Source organism: Terriglobia bacterium (assembly GCA_032252755.1).
Taxonomy (GTDB): Bacteria; Acidobacteriota; Terriglobia; order Terriglobales; family Acidobacteriaceae; genus JAVUPY01.
The window spans coordinates 18,586-37,882 of record JAVUPY010000017.1; the positions used below are offsets into that span (position 1 = coordinate 18,586).

Annotated in this window: 13 protein-coding genes; 7 read left to right on the forward strand and 6 right to left on the reverse strand. The window is 58.0% G+C overall.

The window, feature by feature from the left end:
- Positions 1-9: 9 nt before the first annotated feature.
- Positions 10-5,862, reverse strand: a complete 5,853-nt coding sequence (locus ROO76_02935) for a HAMP domain-containing protein (GenBank protein ID MDT8067100.1) — start codon at positions 5,860-5,862, stop codon at positions 10-12.
- Positions 5,863-6,187: 325 nt separating this feature from the next.
- On the opposite strand from ROO76_02935, the gene ROO76_02940 reads away from it, so the two are divergent.
- The 6 genes from ROO76_02940 (at position 6,188) to ROO76_02965 (ending at position 12,540) form a co-directional block, all read left to right on the forward strand.
- Positions 6,188-6,883, forward strand: a complete 696-nt coding sequence (locus ROO76_02940; protein MDT8067101.1) for an HAD family hydrolase — start codon at positions 6,188-6,190, stop codon at positions 6,881-6,883.
- 114 nt (positions 6,884-6,997) lie between these two features.
- Positions 6,998-8,005 carry a CPBP family intramembrane glutamic endopeptidase gene (locus ROO76_02945; protein MDT8067102.1) on the forward strand — a complete coding sequence of 336 codons (1,008 nt, stop codon included), beginning with the start codon at positions 6,998-7,000 and terminating at the stop codon, positions 8,003-8,005.
- A 66-nt stretch (positions 8,006-8,071) separates the two neighbouring features.
- Complete coding sequence (locus ROO76_02950) at positions 8,072-9,535, forward strand: RNB domain-containing ribonuclease (protein ID MDT8067103.1); 1,464 nt, start codon at positions 8,072-8,074, stop codon at positions 9,533-9,535.
- A gap of 224 nt (positions 9,536-9,759) precedes the next feature.
- The gene (locus tag ROO76_02955) at positions 9,760-10,161 is read left to right on the forward strand and encodes a PA2779 family protein (GenBank protein ID MDT8067104.1); all 402 of its coding nucleotides are present in this window, start codon (positions 9,760-9,762) and stop codon (positions 10,159-10,161) included.
- A 97-nt stretch (positions 10,162-10,258) separates the two neighbouring features.
- The gene (locus ROO76_02960; GenBank protein MDT8067105.1) at positions 10,259-10,774 is read left to right on the forward strand and encodes a C39 family peptidase; all 516 of its coding nucleotides are present in this window, start codon (positions 10,259-10,261) and stop codon (positions 10,772-10,774) included.
- Positions 10,726-12,540, forward strand: coding sequence for a tetratricopeptide repeat protein (locus ROO76_02965; protein MDT8067106.1), 1,815 nt, complete (start codon positions 10,726-10,728; stop codon positions 12,538-12,540). Before ROO76_02960 ends, ROO76_02965 begins: the two co-directional genes overlap by 49 nt.
- A 59-nt stretch (positions 12,541-12,599) precedes the next feature.
- On the opposite strand, the gene glpK is transcribed toward ROO76_02965, so the two are convergent.
- A complete protein-coding gene (gene glpK, locus ROO76_02970) occupies positions 12,600-14,111 on the reverse strand; it encodes a glycerol kinase GlpK (GenBank protein ID MDT8067107.1) in 1,512 nt (503 codons plus the stop codon).
- 482 nt (positions 14,112-14,593) lie between these two features.
- On the opposite strand from glpK, the gene ROO76_02975 reads away from it, so the two are divergent.
- Complete coding sequence (locus tag ROO76_02975; GenBank protein MDT8067108.1) at positions 14,594-15,028, forward strand: OsmC family protein; 435 nt, start codon at positions 14,594-14,596, stop codon at positions 15,026-15,028.
- A gap of 30 nt (positions 15,029-15,058) precedes the next feature.
- On the opposite strand, the gene ROO76_02980 is transcribed toward ROO76_02975, so the two are convergent.
- Genes ROO76_02980 through ROO76_02995 form a run of 4 tightly spaced genes read right to left on the reverse strand, consistent with a single transcriptional unit; the run spans position 15,059 to position 19,272 of the window.
- Positions 15,059-15,403 carry a metalloregulator ArsR/SmtB family transcription factor gene (locus ROO76_02980; protein MDT8067109.1) on the reverse strand — a complete coding sequence of 115 codons (345 nt, stop codon included), beginning with the start codon at positions 15,401-15,403 and terminating at the stop codon, positions 15,059-15,061.
- Positions 15,404-15,457: 54 nt separating this feature from the next.
- Positions 15,458-16,309, reverse strand: a complete 852-nt coding sequence (locus ROO76_02985; GenBank protein ID MDT8067110.1) for a cytochrome b/b6 domain-containing protein — start codon at positions 16,307-16,309, stop codon at positions 15,458-15,460.
- A 9-nt stretch (positions 16,310-16,318) separates the two neighbouring features.
- A complete protein-coding gene (locus ROO76_02990) occupies positions 16,319-17,050 on the reverse strand; it encodes a 4Fe-4S dicluster domain-containing protein (protein ID MDT8067111.1) in 732 nt (243 codons plus the stop codon).
- An 8-nt stretch (positions 17,051-17,058) separates the two neighbouring features.
- Positions 17,059-19,272: a molybdopterin-dependent oxidoreductase gene (locus ROO76_02995; GenBank protein ID MDT8067112.1), complete on the reverse strand. Its 2,214-nt coding sequence runs from the start codon at positions 19,270-19,272 to the stop codon at positions 17,059-17,061.
- Between the last annotated feature and the right edge of the window lie 25 nt (positions 19,273-19,297).

The following is a 19,297-nucleotide window of genomic DNA, read 5'->3' on the forward strand; positions in this document are numbered from 1 at the left end:
GTTCGAATCCTAAGCGGCAGTAGCCGTTGTCTTGTTGTCCGGCAGCCACACGCGAAGGAGCGAGAATAGCTGCTCCAGGTCCACCGGCTTTGGAATGTAGTCCCAGGCTCCCGCCTGGATGCATTTCTCGCGGTCGCCCAGCATGGCCTTGGCGGTCACCGCGATGATGGGCAGGTTCCGGAACTTGTCCATCGCCCGGATTGCTCTCATAGCCGCGTAGCCATCCATCTCCGGCATCATGATGTCCATCAGCACCAGGTCGATCCCCGGCGTGTCCTGAAGCCGTTCGAGTGCCACGCGCCCGTTCTCGGCGTAAACCACCTCTACCTGTGCGGTCTCCAGCGCACTGGTAACGGCGAAGATATTCCTTGCATCGTCATCGACCATGAGGACTCGTCGGCCGGCCAGTTTTGGGTCCTTGATGCGGACCTGCCGCAGCATCTTCTGCTTCTGCTCCGAAAGCTGCGACTCATGGCGATGCAGGAAAATGGAAGCCACTTCAAGTAGTTCGCTCGGCGAGGTTGTCGTGCGAACCACGACGTTATCTGAGAGTACTTGCAACCGTCCGCTTATTCCGGACGGCATTGGCTCCGGCGCGTACGCAATCACCCGCAGCCAGTTTTCCCGGTAGAGCACCTGCGTGCGTTCAATCAGATCTGCGACCGTTCCATCCTCAAAGTTCGGCGACGAAACGACGCAATCAAACTGCTGCATGGCGCATGCTCCCACTGCATCTGCAATGTTCGAGGCCGGATAGCAGTGGACTATGGCGTCATCGAGCAACTCCACAATTTCCTCCCGCTGGGCCTCATTGCCGGAGACCACGAGGACGTGCCGGTCCTTCTCCTCGATGGTGCGGTGAATCCGGTCCACGACCGAGCCGAGAACTTGCGCCCCCGACGACTTCTGCGTGAACGAAGCCGCCCCGAGCGCGAGTGCACGCGTCTTTTCTTCGGCGATGGAGATTACGTGCACGGGAATGTGACTGGTGTGCGAATCGCGCTTGAGTCGCTCCAGCACAGAGAATCCGGAACAATCCGGCAGCAGGATATCGAGCGTGATCGCCGTCGGCTTCAGTTCGCGCGCCAGGTTCAGCGCGTGAACGCCGCGCGTCGAAATCACGCCTTTCATTCCGCGATTGCGTATCACCTCCAGCAGCAGCGATGCGAACGTAAGGTCATTCTCGATGATGAGAGCAACTTTGTCGTCCGGACGAATCCTGTTCCGGTCGTCGTCGAATTCCTGCAGTTGGCCGTGCAGATCGGCCCGCAACTCTGCATTCAATACCGCAGTCGTAGGCTCGGTTTCCGATGGCACCGCGGTCCGAATCGGCGTTGGTTCTCTGTGCTGCGCCTTCACGACGCTCGAGGGCGCAGCTATCTTCGCCGGCAGATAAACGGTGAAGATGCTTCCCCGCCCAACTTCGCTCTGCAGCGTGATTTCGCCGCCGAGCAACCGCACGATCTCGCGGCTGATCGACAAACCCAGGCCGGTGCCGCCGTACTTACGGCTGGTCGTGCCATCGGCCTGCTGGAAGGCCTCGAAGATCAGCCGCTGCTTCTCGGTCGGAATCCCGATTCCCGTGTCGTGCACCGAGAACGCAATCACGTTCTCGGCTACGTCCAGTTGCTTGTGGCCCTGCGTCCACCCGGTTTCCGCCGGTCCGATCTTCAACTTCACCGAACCGTGCTCGGTGAACTTGAAAGCGTTTGCCAGCAGGTTCTTTATCACTTGCTGCAAACGTGAAGGATCGGTATTGATGCTCATCGGCAGCTCGGAATGTAGTTCGACCTTGAACTCCAGCTTTTTCGAATCCGCAACGTGCCGGAACATGCGCTCCGTCGATTGCAGAATCTCCTGGAACGAAACATCCGTCAGCTCGATCAGCATGTTCCCCGACTCGATTCGCGCAAGATCGAGGATGTCATTGATCAGTACCAGCAGGTCCTGCCCCGAGGCATGGATTGTCTCTGCATACTTCACTTGCTTGTCGTTCAGATTGCCTTCCGAGTTCTCCGAAAGCATCCGCGCGAGGATCAAGAGGTTATTCAGCGGAGTACGTAACTCGTGTGACATGTTGGCGAGGAATTCGGATTTGTAGCGCGAAGTGAGTTCGAGTTGCTGCGCCTTGTCTTCCAGCGCACGCCGCGCGTGCTCCACCTCGCGGTTCTTGTCTTCGACCTCCGACTTCTGCTCTGCCAGTAGAACGGCTTTCTCCTGGAGTTCCTCGTTCTTCTTCTGCAACTGTTCCTGCTGGGTACGAAGCAGGTCTTCCGAGTTCTGCAGCGTCGCTGCCTGCTGTTCCAGCCGCCGGTTCGTCTTCGTAAGTTCTTCCTGCTGCGTCTGAAGTTTTTCGGCGAGTGCCTGCGACTCTTTCAGCAGCTCTTCCGTTCTCTTCGTTGCCGAAATCGTGTTCAGTGCGATACCTATCGATTCGGTCAGTTGATCCAGCAGTGCGAGGTGAATGGTGCTGAAATTCTGGAATGAGGCCAGTTCGCAAACCGCCTTGACCTCGCCTTCAAACAGCACCGGCAACACGACCACATTCAGCGGCGTTGCCTCACCGAGCCCCGAATTGATCTTGATGTAATCGTTTGGGACCTCGGTGATCAGGATTCGCTCCTTCTCCAGTGCGCACTGTCCTACCAGCCCTTCGCCAAGCTCAAAGCGATTGGAAATCCCCTTGCGCTCGCGGAAGGCGTAGCTGGCGAACATCTTCATTACCGACTTGTCGCCATCGGTATCGCTCAGGTAAAAGACGCCGTGCTGCGCGCCCACCAGCGGAGCCAGTTCCGAGAGCACCAGCTTGGCGAACGTGACCAGGTCTTTCTGGCCCTGCACCATGCGGGTGAACTTCGCGAGGTTGGACTTGAGCCAGTCCTGCTCTGTGTTCTTTCGCGTGGTGTCCTTCAGGTTCAAAATCATTTCATTGATGTTGTCTTTGAGGGCCGCGAGTTCGCCTTGCGCCTCGACCGAAATCGACCGTGCCAAGTCGCCCTTTGCCACGGCTCTTGCGACTTCGCCGATGGCTCGCACCTGCGTGGTGAGATTGGCGGCCAACTGGTTCACGTTGTTGGTAAGGTCGCTCCAGATGCCCGCGGCGCCCGGCACGCGTGCTTGACCGCCCAACTTCCCTTCGACTCCCACTTCGCGGGCCACCGTCGTCACCTGGTCGGCGAAAGTCGCCAGCGTATCGATCATTTCGTTGATCGTGTCCGCCAGCGCGGCGATTTCACCCTTCGCTTCGAGTACCAGTTTTCTCTTCAGGTCGCCGTTAGCGACCGCAGTCACGACCCGCACGATGCCGCGCACCTGGGTGGTCAGGTTGGCGGCCATCGAGTTCACCGACTCCGTCAGGTCCTTCCACACACCGGCGACGCCCTTCACGTCGGCCTGGCCGCCGAGTTTTCCGTCGGTACCCACCTCACGCGCCACGCGCGTCACTTCGCCCGCGAACGCGTTCAGTTGATCCACCATCGTGTTGATCGTGTTCTTCAGTTCGAGAATTTCTCCTTCCGCGTCGACCGTGATCTTGTTGGAAAGATCGCCCTTCGCGACGCCCGTCGTCACCGAAGCGATGTTACGCACCTGGTTCGTCAGGTTGCGCGCCATCGAGTTCACCGATTCGGTCAACTCCTTCCACACACCCGCAACGCCGCGCACATTCGCCTGACCACCGAGCTTTCCTTCCGTTCCTACTTCACGCGCCACGCGCGTCACTTCGGCGGCGAAGGCGTTGAGTTGGTCAACCATCGTGTTGATGGTGTTTTTCAACTCGAGAATTTCGCCCTGCGCGTCCACGGTAATCTTCCGTGAGAGGTCACCGTTTGCGACGCCTGTTGTCACCTGGGCAATGTTTCGCACCTGGCCCGTGAGGTTGCCGGCCATTGAGTTCACCGATTCGGTGAGATCTCTCCACACGCCGGCGACGCCCTTCACATCAGCCTGGCCGCCTAGTTTTCCGTCGGTGCCTACTTCGCGAGCCACGCGCGTCACTTCGGCCGCGAACCCGTTCAACTGGTCCACCATCGTGTTGATCGTCGTCTTCAACTCGAGAATTTCGCCCTGAGCATCGACGGTGATCTTCGTCGACAGGTCGCCTTTGGCGACGCCTGTCGTCACTTCCGCGATGTTTCGCACCTGGTTCGTCAGATTGCGCGCCATGGAATTCACCGACTCCGTCAGGTCCTTCCATACGCCGGCGACGCCCTTCACATCGGCCTGGCCACCCAGCTTTCCATCGGTCCCTACTTCGCGAGCCACGCGCGTCACTTCGGCCGCGAACCCGTTCAACTGGTCCACCATCGTGTTGATCGTATTCTTCAGTTCGAGGATTTCACCTTGAGCGTCGACCGTGATCTTCGTCGACAGGTCGCCTTTGGCAACGCCCGTCGTAACCTGCGCTATGTTCCGCACCTGGCTGGTGAGGTTGCCTGCCATGGAGTTCACCGACTCGGTCAGGTCCTTCCATACACCGGCCACCCCCTTGACGTTCGCCTGGCCACCCAGTTTCCCTTCTGTACCTACTTCGCGTGCCACGCGCGTCACTTCCGCGGCGAACCCGTTCAACTGGTCCACCATCGTGTTGATCGTGTCCTTCAACCCAAGAATTTCGCCACGAGCATCGACCGTAATCTTTCGTGAGAGGTCGCCGTTGGCGACGCCAGTCGTAACCTGTGCAATGTTTCGCACCTGGGCCGTGAGGTTGCCGGCCATCGAGTTCACCGACTCCGTCAGGTCTTTCCAGACACCGGCGACGCCTTTCACATTTGCCTGGCCGCCCAGTTTCCCGTCAGTACCTACTTCGCGTGCCACGCGCGTTACTTCGCCTGCAAACGCATTGAGCTGATCTACCATCGTGTTGATCGTGTTCTTGAGTTCCAAAATTTCGCCCTGCGCATCGACGGTGATCTTCGTCGAGAGGTCGCCTTTGGCCACGCCCGTCGTTACTTCCGCAATGTTTCTCACCTGCCCTGTCAGGTTGCGCGCCATCGAGTTCACGCTGTCTGTCAGGTCTTTCCACACACCAGCGACTCCACGCACATTCGCCTGGCCGCCCAACTTTCCGTCCGTTCCTACTTCGCGTGCCACGCGCGTCACTTCACCGGCGAACCCGTTCAGTTGGTCCACCATCGTGTTGATCGTGTTCTTGAGTTCCAAAATTTCGCCGCGGGCGTCGACCGTGATCTTTCTCGACAAGTCGCCATTAGCGACGCCTGTTGTTACCTCGGCGATGTTTCGCACCTGGTTGGTCAGGTTGCCGGCCATGGAGTTCACACTATCCGTCAAGTCTTTCCATACACCGGCGACGCCCTTCACTTTCGCTTGTCCGCCCAGCTTTCCTTCGGTTCCCACCTCGCGGGCCACGCGCGTCACTTCGTTGGCGAACCCGTTCAACTGCTCCGCCATCGTGTTCACCAGTTTGGCCGTCTTCAGGAACTCACCCGAAAGCGGCTTGCCGTCGACATCCAGCGTCATGCGCTGCCCGAGGTCTCCCTTGGCGACCGCACCGATCACGCGTCCCATCTCGGCCGTTGGTTGAACGAGGTCGGTGATCAACTGGTTCACCGAGTTGACCGACGTCGCCCACGATCCCGACGCCGTCGGCAATGAAATCCGCGTATTGATCCGGCCCTCGCGTGCCACGGCGTCGTACACGCGGGCAATCTCCCCGGCGAGTCGCTCCTGGCGCTCCAGAATTTCGTTCAAAGTGTCGGCCACCTTTCCGGCCACTCCCACCTTGTCCGGCGCCATTCGGGCGCTAAAATCCCCGTTTTTGTATGAGTTAAGAACTGTCAGGAGTTCCGAGGTGTCCAGAAGATCGTTGTTCTTGAGTTTCGAAGGCACTTCTTGGGTAGCCATAGGGTGAGCGCGTCTCCAATCAGGGTCCCTTCGTGACCCAGATCTGCGCGTTTGTCGCAGACGCGGGCTTCCAAAGGGCTTGCAGACATCAGAAAAGCGAATTTGAGCGCAGTCCGGGCGCGTTTAACCCCTCGTGACACTTAACAAACCGCTTGCAGGGAGGAACTAAAAGGCGGACCACACCGCGAGTGAGAAGCAGTTCTGCTGCCCGAAGTTGCCCATAAGTGGAATTTTTTGTAATCGGTGTTCGGTTCTTCGATTCGCTTAAAATCCCCGAGCCTCGGCCTTTGCGCTCAGCGTATATTTCTGTTGCGGAGACTCACCCTTGCTGAAACACAAAATCGTCTTCTTATTTGACGTCGATAACACACTGCTCGACAACGACCGCATCCAGGAGAACCTGCGCGACCACATCACCACCAAAGTGGGGGCTGAGTGCCAGCAGCATTACTGGGAAATCCTCGAACAGCTCCGGTCCGAACTCGGCTATGTGGATTACCTCGGCTCTCTCCAACGCTTTCGCGTCGCGCACCCCCGCGACGAAGGCATTCTTGAAGTTTCCAAGTACCTCATCGAATATCCATTTGCCAATCGCCTTTACCCGGGCTCCATCGATGCCATCGAGCACGTTCACAAATGGGGGCCCGCGGTCATCCTCAGCGATGGCGACGCCGTCTTCCAGCCCTGGAAGGTCCACCGTTCCGGCCTTGCCGAAGCTGTCCACAACAACTTCCTCGTCTACATCCACAAAGAGCAGATGCTCGACGAGGTCGAACATCATTTCCCAAGCGAGCACTACGTGATGATCGATGACAAGCTCCGCATCCTCGACGCCATGAAGCGACAATGGCGCGAGCGCGTCACCACGGTTTCCGTCGACCAGGGACACTATGCCCACAATCCCCAGAACCTCGCCCAATACCCGCAAGGGGACCTTCGCATCGAGCGGATCGGCGAACTCGCGGAACTCTCCCTCGCCGACTTTCACCCCGACCCCGAATCTGCCACCAGGAGCAACTAGCTTGCTGCGATAAGATTCTGAACACTTCGGTCAGCTCGAATCAGTGTTTTTCGTTAACAGATTTACCATTGGCCGATGACCCGATTCACGATGGCACGATCGCTGGATCGCTCGATGACACGCCCCTTTCTTGGCGTCCTCGTATTCGCTTTGCTCCTTGAGGGCTTCTGGGTGGAAGTTCACGCCTTCCGCATTTCCCAAACCCTCGGCGGACACATTGCGCCCGCATTCATCTGCTTCGCCCTGCTGCTCGTTCCGCTTTGGTTCTTCGGCTTCGGGCTCGGTGAACCACTGGCAAAGATAAAGCCGGTGGCACTCCGCGTATTGGTCCCTGCCACTCTCGCGGTCCCTTATCTCATCTTTTCGATCCCCCGCCACGAATTCCACTGGATCTACTTCATCTCACTCGCGCTCATCCCTGTAGCTACTGCCGCAATCATCGAATTTTCACGCCTGCCGCAAAAACTCACACTGCAGGATGTCGTCGTTCTTCTCGCCCTCGCCCTCATTCTCGAAACCCATGCTGTTGGCGGCGCATGGCCCTATCCCGGCCTCGGCAGCCTCCCCAAGCTCTATCTCGCCGATGTCGCCCTTTACGTGTACATCGTGAATCGACGCCTTGAGGGTATCGGCTATTCCTTCGTCCCCACTGACTCAGGCGACCCTTCTCGCGCGCAGTCCAGTGCGAAAGCGTGGCGCGGTTTGATTCCTTTCGCAATCGGTCTCCGTGAATGGTGTTTCTTCGCGCCCATCGGGATCGGTCTGGGCCTCGTGCTTCACTTCATCCGCTTCTTCCCGCGCGTGCACAACGCGATCGAAATCATCGGCGCTCTGCTCGTCACATTTCTCCTCACCGCTATCCCCGAAGAACTCTTTTTCCGCGGTATCCTCCAGAATCTTCTCGAACCTTGGATGGGCCGCACCCGCGCGCTCTTTACCGCCTCCGTCCTTTTCGGCCTTTCCCATTACCCAAAGGGAGCCATTTTCAACTGGCGCTACGTCATCCTCGCCTTTATCGCCGGAATCTTCTACGGACGCGCTTGGCGCTCCCGCCGCCAAATCCTCGCCTCCGCCACCACCCACACCCTCGTCGACACCGTCTGGTCCTTGTGGTTCCGGTAGCTGCTTTCTGCTCTTTGCGTCTGTGGTGAATCGACTGCGCGATTGTGTTAGCCTTCTCCCTTTCTTATGCACAGCCCTAACCACCACGTCGATCTCGAGTCCCTTGCCCTCCAATCCATGCTCGAACACGGCTTCGAGCCCGATTTTCCGCCTGAAGTGCAGCAACAACTTGATTCTTTGAACGCACACCCGCCGCAGATCTCTCCCTCGACCGACATCCGCGATCTTCGCAACCAGCCTTGGTCGTCAATCGACAACGACACCTCCAGGGACCTCGACCAGATCGAAGTTGCCGAAGACCTTGGCGACGGAAAGATCAAGGTAATGATCGGCATCGCCGACGTCGATACTTTCGCGAAGCGCGCTACTCCCATTGATCAGCACGCCGCCCGCGAAACCACCACCGTTTACACCGGCGTGCGCATCTTCCCCATGCTTCCTGAGCAGCTTTCCACCGCCGCAAGCTCCCTTCTGCAGGACCAGGACCGTCTCGCGATCGTGACTGAGTACGTCGTCGACACGCAGGGCTGCGTCGATTCCGGAAATATTTATCGCGCCATCGTTCGCAATAAGGCGCAACTCGCCTACAGCGCGGTCGGAGCCTGGCTCGAAGGCCACTCCGGACCGCCCGAACGCATCGCCAACTCACCTGAAATTCAGCAGCAGATCAAGCTGCAGGACCGCGCCGCGCAGGCGCTCAAGAGCGAGCGTTATCGTCACGGTGCGCTCAATATCGAGAGCACAGAACTCCAACCCGTGTTTCACGGAGACCAGGTTGTTGACGTAGCTCAGCAGGAAAAGAATCGTGCTTCCGACCTCATTGAAGATTTCATGATCGCCGCCAATGGCGCGGTCGCGCGCTACCTCCTCGACGTCTCCTCAATTCGCCGCATCGTGAGAACACCCCTGCGCTGGGACCGTATCGTCGAACTCGCCGCCCAGCATGGCGGTCATCTGCCCGCCACCCCTGATTCCAAGGCGCTCAACGATTTTCTCGAAAAGCAAAAAGCCGCCGATCCCGACCGCTTCCCTGAAGTCTCCCTCATCGTCGTGAAACTCATGGGCCCCGGCGAATACGTCCTCGAGCCTCCAGGCGACACCGGCGAAGGCCACTTTGGCCTCGCCGTGCAGGATTACACCCACTCCACCGCGCCCAACCGCCGCTTCGCCGATGTCGTTACCCAGCGTCTTATTAAGGCCAAGCTCGCGAAACGAAACGGCCCCTACTCCGATACCGAACTCAATACCATCGCGCAGAACTGCACGCAAAAGGAAAACGCTGCGCGTAAAGTCGAGCGCGAAATGGGTAAGCGAATCGCCGCGGTCGCGATGAGCCATCGGGTGGGAGAGACCTTCAATGCCATCGTTACCGGTGCGGGCCCGAAGGGCACCTTCGTGCGAGCCTTCCAACCGCACATCGAAGGCATGCTTCAGCACGGCCGCAACGGCTTCGACGTCGGCGACCGCCTGCGCGTCAAACTTGTCCACACCGACCCCGTGCACGGCTACATCGACTTCGACCACGCATAAATGCCTATTCACGACCGAAACACAGGAACACCGAGCACAATAATCGGATCTCACGATCTTAGGTTTTAAGCCCATCTTCCTCTGTGTCTCTGTGGTGAATAGGCTTTCGCTTTCTGTTGGTAAAACTTTCATTGCCTCTCTTTAGTCCATGTCTCCCCGGTCCCTTTTTCACAGCGGTATTTGTGCTAACCTCATCTCAAATTTTCACTTGGAGGTCTCGTAGGATGTCTTTCATCCACAGGCGGTATCTTCAGCTTGTGGCCGCTACGTTCCTGTTCGCGGTCTTCGTTGTTCCGCAACTTGCAGCGCAGAGCCATGTCGTAAGCCAGGCCGACCTGCAGAAAGAAACCGTCTCGGCCACACAAATCCGTCAGCAGAATATCGACAAGCTGACGAACGCCCTTGCCGCACCGAAGGTGCAGAAAGCAATGAAGGCGGCGCAACTTGATCCGGCGCAGGTGAAGACTGCGGTCTCTTCTCTCTCCAGCGCCGAACTCGCGCAACTCGCCTCGCGCGCGAACAACGCGCAGAACGATTTCGCCGCCGGCAGGATCGACGATCACGACCTTCTGCTCATTCTCGTCGCGATCGCGGCACTGATCCTGATCATCGTCGCGGTCCACTAGCGCGAAAGTCATGCTCGGACGGGTAGCAAAAGTAATTGCAGTCCCCCTGTGCTTTTGCACCCTTTCGGTGCCCCATATCTGCGCGCTTTTCGCAGATGTGGGTCTTTCCGCGGCCTTCACGCATTCCGCTGCGGATACCGGAGTCTGGCTCGACGTTCCCTTCGTCCAGCAGTCGAAAGATGGGTGCGGCGCCGCGTCCATCGCGATGGTGATGCAGTACTGGATCCGCCAGTCAGGCCGGCAACCGACTAAAGCTGCCGACGCGGTGCACATATTCGGCCAAATTCATTCGCCGGAAGCGCACGGCATCTACGCTTCAGCGATGGAGCGATACCTGCAGCAACAGGGTTATAGAACATTCGTCTTTCGCGGCGCGTGGTCCGATCTCGATCAGCACCTGCGAAAAGGTCGTCCGCTGATCGTGGCGCTGAAGCCGGTCGAGAACAGTCAAGCCTTGCACTATGTCGTCGTCGCAGGCGTGGACACCGGCCGCAATCTGGTAATGTTCAATGATCCCGCCGGACGCAAACTAGAGAAGCTGGATCGAAGGACCTTCGAAAAAGAGTGGAACGTCACCGGAAACTGGACGCTGCTCGCCGTGCCTCAATCCTGAGTGCAGCGCTCCTGTACATCTTGTTGCCGTCGTTTGTGCCGGCCGCCGCGCAGAGTTCGTCATCCCGAGAGGAACGCCCGTCCGGTAACGCAGTCGAAGTACCCCCATCTCGCTCTTCCGATATTCCGATCTTTCGATCTTCCGATGCCGCCCGGCAGGACCTCGATAATCTCCACCAACTCTTCGCCCAGAAGCGCTGGGCCGAAATCGTCGCCATCGTCCAGCCCTTTTCCAATCGCTCTGCCGACACCGACTACATCTACGGCACCGCACTCGCCAAGCTCAACCGATGGCCCGAAGCTCGCGAATGCTTCCTCGCGGGCCGTAAGCTCGCCCCACGTGATTCGCGCTTCCCGGAAGAGCTCGCCGGTGTCGCCTTCAAACAAAAGAACCGTTCCGAAGCGAGGCACTGGCTTTTCGTCGCCTTACATCTCAATCCGAAAGACGACTACGCCAATGATTTCCTCGGCACACTCTATTTTCTCGACGGCAATCTAGAAGCCGCGTTGAAGTACTGGAACCGCGTCCAAAAGCCAGTGCTGCAAAATGTCCGCACCGGACCTGAACTTCGAACAGACCTCGTGCTCATCGATCGCGCCCTCGCATTCGCTCCTGCAAGCATGATGACGCGCCCCCAATATCTCGCCTCAACCGCGCGCCTCGGCGGCCTCGGAATCTTTCCTCAGTTCAACATCCAACTCGAGGCCCGCAACGACGGCAAATTCGACGCTGCGCTGAACGCCAGCGAACTCAACGGCTTTGGCAGTAACATGTGGTCCGCTCTCCTGTCGACATTTCGCGGAGTCCCCTTCGAAACTATCACTCCCGAGTATTCGAATGTCCGCGGCGAAGCCATCAACATCCACTCTCTCTTCCGCTGGGATAAGAACAAACGCCGCATCAGCGCCGAAATTTCCGCTCCGCTGCGACGCGACCCACGCTGGCTTTGGCGACTCTCGACCGGCCTCCGAAACGAGAACTGGTCGCTCGAAAATTTCTCCGTTCTGCCAATCGACTCTCTTGGCGATCTCAACATGCGCCGCGAATCCGCGCTCGCCGGGATCGCTTCGTATCGCAGCGGAAAGTGGAACTGGTCCACCGGCGGCGAGTTCTCCCACCGCAATTTCCGCAACCTTGCTGTCGATTCAACTCTGCCACAATCTCTTTTCGTGAACGGTAACCAGCTCAAGCACTTCGCTCGCATCAACTACGGCCTGCTTCGCCTGCCCGAACATCGTTTCTTCATCACTACGTCGGCATCGACCGAGGAAGGGCGGTTCTGGAGCACACAAGACTCCACTTTTGCGAAGCTCCAATTCTCGTCCTCGCAGCACTGGTTCCCCCGTGCGACCAGCGACGATTACGAGATGCAGAGCAAGGTCAGCTATGGCCGCACATTTGGCGACGTACCGTTTGACGAATTATTCATGCTAGGAATCGAGCGCGACAATAACCTCATGCTCCGCGCACACGTCGGAACAAAAGACGGCCTTAAAGGCAGCGCGCCTCTCGGCAGGAACTATTTTCTGTCCAATTGGGAAATCGATAAGCAGATTTACAACGCCGGTCTTTTCCGCCTCACGCTCGGCCCATTCCTCGACACCGGCAAGATCACAGACCCGAACCCAGCGCTGGGTTCGCGCAAGTGGCTCTACGACACCGGCGCCCAACTCAAACTCCGCGTCCTTGATGTCGGGTTCGCCGTCGTTTACGGCAAGGATCTCCGCTCCGGCAATAACACCTTGTACGTATACCTCGTCCGCTAGTGAACTGCGCGCTGGCCCCTCGCATCGCGCATCCGGTGCGAGATAGTGGCGCAGCTCGTTCAGATGTCCGCTCTCGCCCACCCTCTCACTCGTTCGACCGCATTCACCCAGCGCAGATATCGCGCTTCGCGGTCGCGTGGTTGCATCTTCGGCTCAAACTCCCGATCCAGGCTCCACTGCTCCGTCAACTCGTCCCGCGACTTCCAGAATCCTGTCGCAAGCCCCGCCAGGTAAGCTGCCCCGAGCGCCGTCGTTTCCGTTACCTTCGGCCGCCGGACTCTCACGTCCATGATGTCCGCCTGGAATTGCATCAGTGAGTTATTCCGGCTGGCACCACCATCGACCCGCAATTCCGCCAGTCCGACTCCCGCATCGCGCTGCATCGCCTGCAAGACGTCGCGCGTCTGCAACGCAATCGCCTCAATCGCCGCCCTCGCTACATGCGCAACCGTCGACTCCCTCGTCAGCCCAATGATCATTCCTCGGGCATCGGGGTCCCAATAAGGCGCTCCGAGCCCAACGAACGCTGGCACAAAATAGACGCCATTCGAGTCTTCCACCGAGTTGCTCAGCGCCTCAATGTCTGCCGACTGTGCGATCGCCTTCAGCCCATCGCGCATCCACTGCACCACCGCGCCGGCGATAAACACCGCGCCCTCAACGCAATACGTCAGCTCGTCGCCAATCTTCCACCCGACCGTCGTCAGCAATCCGCCCTGCTGTTGAGGCGCACGCGACCCGGTATTGAGCAGCACGAAGCATCCTGTCCCGTACGTCGCCTTCGCCATTCCCGGCTCGAAACAGAGTTGACCAAACAGCGCCGCCTGCTGATCCCCCGCAATTCCTGCAATTGGAATCACACTTCCTAGCAGCGACGGCTCGGTCTCGCCGCAAACCTCGCTCGACGCCACAATCTCCGGCAGCATCACCCGCGGAATCTCCAATAGCCGCAGCAGCTCTTCATCCCATTCGCACGAATGAATGTTGAACAGCATCGTCCGGCTCGCATTGCTTACGTCAGTCGCGTGCCGCTTCCCTCCCGTCAGCCGCCACAGAAGAAAGGAATCCACGGTCCCGAACAGCGCCTCTCCATCTTCCGCACGCTCGCGCAATCCGGGAACCGTATCCAGAAGATGCTTCAGCTTCGTCGCAGAGAAATATGGATCGATCACCAGCCCTGTCTTCGCGCGTATCAGCTCGTCGTTCCCACCGTGGTGCAGGTCCTCGCAGATCGGCGCGGTCACCCGGCTCTGCCACACGATGGCGTTCGCCACTGGCTTCCCGGTCTTCCGATCCCACACAATGGTCGTTTCGCGCTGATTGGCAATCCCGATTGCGGCGATCTCTTCCGCAGAGATTCCTGAGCTGCGCAGCACTTCGCGTGCGACCTCCAGCTGCGAATTCCAGATCGCCTCGGGGTCATGCTCTACCTGTCCCGGCGCAGGATATATCTGCTCGAACTCCTTCTGGGCAACCGCCATTGGCGTTCCGGTGCGGTCAAAAAGAATGGCCCGGCTCGACGTGGTTCCCTGGTCCAGCGCTAGCACATATTTCTTCTTTTGTGTGCTCATGAGGTGAAAGTGCTCCCCATCAGGAGGCCGGTAATGGTGCTTCCCGAAAGTAATAACTGATTATGTTCACCTGTACCCACAGCTCAAGCAATTTACGCTACGATCATCGACATGGAGATGGCTAATACTTTTGTGGGCATTTTACTGGTAGCTGCGGCGGTGGGGTTCTCTTTCTTAATACGACGACATTTCCTCAACGGCTGAGACCCTGTTGGATTCGCAACATGTCCAGGCCCTGGGATCTCATCGCCTCTTCTCGGCGATACCAGCAGACACCGCAAACTTAGATCCCGCGAAAATCGCCCATTACCGCCCAGTAAGTCCAGCACTAACGCGGGCTAACGCTCTTCCCCCTTGATGGGCTTGTCTCCTCAAATTATTGAGTTGCCGCTGTTTCTGGACTCTGGTTCAGCTGAGCGGTAACGTTTTTCTGCGGGTTTGCATTTATTCTAAGTGAATTGATAGGAAAGGGACTGCCTCTCATGGTTTCTTGCAATCTTACTCTTACTCAGCCGACAGGTTCCGGGCGCCAGTTCGTCGCCACCAGCGGCACTGGACACCACTTAATTATCGATGACGCGGCGGGCGCGACCGGCGCCAAGCCAATCGAACTCGTCGCCATTGCTCTGGCTGGCTGTACGGCATTTGACGTGATCAACATACTCCGCAAAAAACGTCAGACGGTGACCGGGTACCAGGTCTCCTGTGAGGCTGACCAGGCCGCTGATCCGCCTCAGGTGTTCACCGATGTCCGGATCCATCATGTGATTACGGGAGAGGTCACTCCATCCGCAATTGAGGATGCAATTCGCCTCTCCGAGGAGAAGTATTGTTCAGTGGGTGCGATGATCGGCAAGAGCGCGAAGATCCATACGACTTACGAGATCCTCGATTCGTCGCTGGTCGGAGCAAAATAACCAGAGGTCCGCAATTCTTGCAGGAAATGCTTAGATTGCGAACTTCTTCTGATCGCGAATCTGGCTGCGCAGAACTTCGTGGATCAGGTGACAGGCTTTCTTCACCTCGGGAAACGCGAGAAAACAATACATGTGCTGCCCGTTGCGGTAAGTATCGATCACACCGGCAGCGCGAAGAATAGCCACGTGTTGCGACATATTTGCGCGGGAGAGCGACAGTTCCTTCTGCAATTCCGACATTGGCCGTTCGCCATCGCTGAGCAGCGACAGCAACTTCAATCGCTTCGGATGAGCGAATGCCTTGCAGATGACCGCCTGTCGCTCGAAGATCCTGTCGTCAATCGCGAAAGGCTTCCGTCCGTTTGATCTTTTCACAGCTTTATTCATCTTAATACCGCCAGCTTGGAGTTTAACCTGTGAACCAGGAAATCATTTGTGATCCCGCTCACCCTCCTCCGGGGTTGGGCTCTCCGCCATGATCTCGGTAACACTTTGGAGGATCCCTTCGGGTTTCGCCTGCGCATTCTGTTCGCACTCCCATTCCCGTTGCAGGATTTTCACCTCACGCCACCACTTAAAGTGATGCCGGTACGCATAGAGCTCGTCGACCATGCCGGTGATCATGGAATAGAATGCCGGACGTTCTTCGGGAAAAACGGCTCCCATATAAACGTGGATCATGAGACCAGAGACTACACTGCCCACCGCCAGGAAATGCAGCAGCATGGCCCATTGCACGAGAACGGTGCCGAGGTGAAAAGTCATGACCACGCCCGTGATCATGATGACGGGGATCATGACGTAAACCATGAGCGCATAAAGTTTCTGCCCGGCGTTGTAGGCGCCCTGGGGTGGTAGCGGTTCTTTCGTCCGGTTCAACAGGAGCAACAATCGGACTCTCAGCCAGGAGAAGTCATCTTCGTCCAGACCGACTTCCTTACGAAGAACTTCCGTGTGCAGGTAATCGCGCCAGCCAAATATCGCATAGACGAGGAAGACGATCATCCAAGTCATTCCGAAGGCAATATGCGCACGCAGCAGGTTGGCGCGAGTGCCGAACAGCTCTTCCATGAACGTTAGGTACCACTGCGGCATGAACCGGTAGGATGGAGCGACAATCAGCGCCGACCCCGTGGCCAGTTCAAAAGCCCAGACAATGGCGTTGAACCAGTGCAGAAGCACGATGGCCACGTGGTGCTTCTTGATACGGTTCTGAGCCATGATTTCGGCCTGCTCTGCCGTCAGCGGAACCGGGAGGTTGGGAATAGCCTCAAATGACATACAAGCCTCCTACTCGTCGAACTGCTTTTCGCCAACGGACAGCTGGCGGAAGAATGCCATGGCCTGGCCGGCAAACGTGGCGGTGACCATGAGATAAACAAGTTTTTTCGCGAGTTTGGCCCAGACCTGTCCGGCGGCAACGGTTCGCGGCGGCTGTGGAACGAATGACGCGAACCCCATCTCGATATGTTCTGGTTTACCGAGGTAGTAGACGTTGGGGCCGATCGCGATCTCGGCGGTCTCATTGCGGCGAGCGCCTTCATGGTAGACGAGATCGAACACGCGACTGTTGCGATCATCAAGATCACCGAAGATTTTTGCTTTCGCCGGGCAGGTAACGACGCACGCAGGTTCGATTCCCTGGTCGGTTCGCGACGAGCAGAAGTCGCACTTATCAACCTTGTCGATCGCCGGACTGACGTATCGCGCGCCGTAGGGACAGGCTGCGACGCAACTTCCGCACCCAATACAAAGCTGCCTGTCGACCCGAACGAGGCCGTCCTTGCCTTGCGATGTCGCGCCCGTGGGACACGCCGGAACGCAGGTGGGATGATCGCAGTTGTTGCACTGCGACAGGTAAAAAGTTGACTTGAAATTCGGGAAAGTGCCCCTGACGCCCGCTGGACGAACGCGCGTGCGTGCGTTGCCGTTGGGCACATCCCATTCCGATTTGCAGGCCACGGTGCAGGACTGGCAGCCTACGCATTTTTCGGTATCGACGACCATTGCATATCGCGCCATGTTTGCTCCTATCCCTTCTCTGCCGCGATTACGCGAACAAAGTTGACTCTCATGCCCGTCGCACCCGTGAGAGGATCGATGGCAACACGCGTCATGAGAGCCGTGTCCGAGAAACCGTGCTGGTAAGCCTTCTTCAAGCCGGGCGCTTGAGGACCGAATCCGTGCACGGTATAGGCGACGTCGTTGCGCATCCCGGGCGTGACTCTCAGAGTGACCGTCGGACTCTTCACGCCATCCTGGTTTTCTAGAATGACCTCCTGGCCATCTTTCAAGCCTGACTTGTTAGCCGCCTCGGCACTCAGCCAGACGGGGTTTTCGTGCATCAGGTCATCAAGCCATGCGTTGTTTTCGGTGCGCGAGAACGAGTGCACCGGAGCACGACCGTAGATCAGGCGCACGTACCCGGCGGGAGGATCGGGAACCGGTTCGTACTTCGGAAGCGCGTCGAGTTTGAGATCTGAGAGAACCGAAGATACGATTTCGATCTTTCCCGATTGCGTTGGAAAGAGCGGACCGTCGGATTCAGTGCGATCTTCTATATACGGTTTCCCGTCAAAAGAGATTGCACCCAGAGACTTGAGTTCCGACTCATTGATGTTCATCGGGGCGATCAGTTTCCGCAGATGCTCGTCCGGGTCTGTCCACGGGAAGTAGTCCTGCAACCCGAGTCTCTTCGCGGTTTCTTTGGCGATCCACCAGCCCGGCTTCGATTCATACATGGGTTCTACGGCCGGTTGGCGGATAGATACGAATGGACGCTTCGCGGTAGTCGAGACGGCAGGAGGGTCATAACGTTCGAGATAAGTAGCTTCAGGTAGGACGAGATCAGCGTAGCGAGTCTGTTCCTGCGGAAGGACATCGACAACGGCCATGAATTCCAGCTTCTTGATAGCCTCGAGCGTCTGCGCCCGCGTAGGAATGCTTTCGAGAATATTCTGGCCATAGACGACCCAGGCCTTGATCGGATACGGGTTTTCGGTCCGGGTCGTTTCGATCAGTCCATGGGTGAGACCGTACGCTTCTTCGCTTGCGAGGGGATAGACATCTCCCACGCGATCGCCACGGCCCCTTTCGGATTCCGGCATCGGTGGCAGTGGTATACGTCCCTGCGCAAGTTTGGTCGGCAGGAAAATTCCACCCTTGCGCCCGTAGGCTCCGAGTAATGCCGTTAGAATCGCCATCGCGCGCGCACGCTGCGTGTCGTTGCCATACCAGGTGACGTGACGTCCGGGATGGATCGCGACGGCCGGCTTGGCCTCAGCCATCGCATGCGCGGTTTCGCGAATCTGCGCGGCAGAAAGTTCCGTAATCGTCTCCGCCCACTCAGGCGTGAATTCCTTCACGTGAGCAGTGAGTTCCTTGAAGCCGACCGCGTACTCGTCGAGGTAATCCGTGTCGCACAGCTTTTCTGTGACCAGCACATTCATCCAGGCCAGCAGGAGCGCCGTATCGGTTCCGGGCTTGATCGGTAGCCACCAGGTAGCTTTCGAAGCTGCAGTGGAGAAGCGCGGGTCCACGACGATGAGTTTCGCGCCTTTTCCGAGTCCATCCGAGAAAGCCGTGACCTGCGATGTAAAGATGTTCTCGCCAATGTGGCTGCCCATGAGAACGATGCATTTGGACTCTTCCAGATCGACCGGTTCGGGCGAGTTCACAGGCCGCCCGAAAGTCAGCTGGTAACCGACATCGCGCGGACCGCGGCACTGCGCAAACGCTGGCTCAGCCGCGTTCGGTGTACCGTATGCCTTCATCAGAGTAGCGAAGAATCCCGAGCCAACGCCGTGCGGAAAGACAGCCACGCTCTCCGCGCCGTACTTCTGCTTTAGATCCTTCAATCGCGATGTGAGAAAGTCGAGGGCTTCATCCCACGAAACGCGCTTAAACTTCCCTTCTCCACGCTCTCCCGTTCGAATTTGCGGATACTTCAGGCGGTCGGGATCGTTGAGCAGTGCGACACCGGCGTTTCCCCGCGCGCAGAGCTTGCCCTTCGTAAGCGGGTGATCGGGGTTTCCCTGCAGCTTGAGTAACCTTCCGTCTTTGACTTCTGCAAGCACGCCGCAGCGCCAGAAGCACATCTCGCAGTTCGTTGGGATGAGTTCGACCCGAGTGTTGCCTTTCCAGCCAGGGGGAAACGGTTGTGCAACTGCAGAGGTCGCTGCGGCCGCACCGGCCACACCGCCAGTGACCTGGAGAAACTTTCGCCGTGAGATTCCTTTTGCCATTGCTTCACCTTCAAAGGGACGCCTG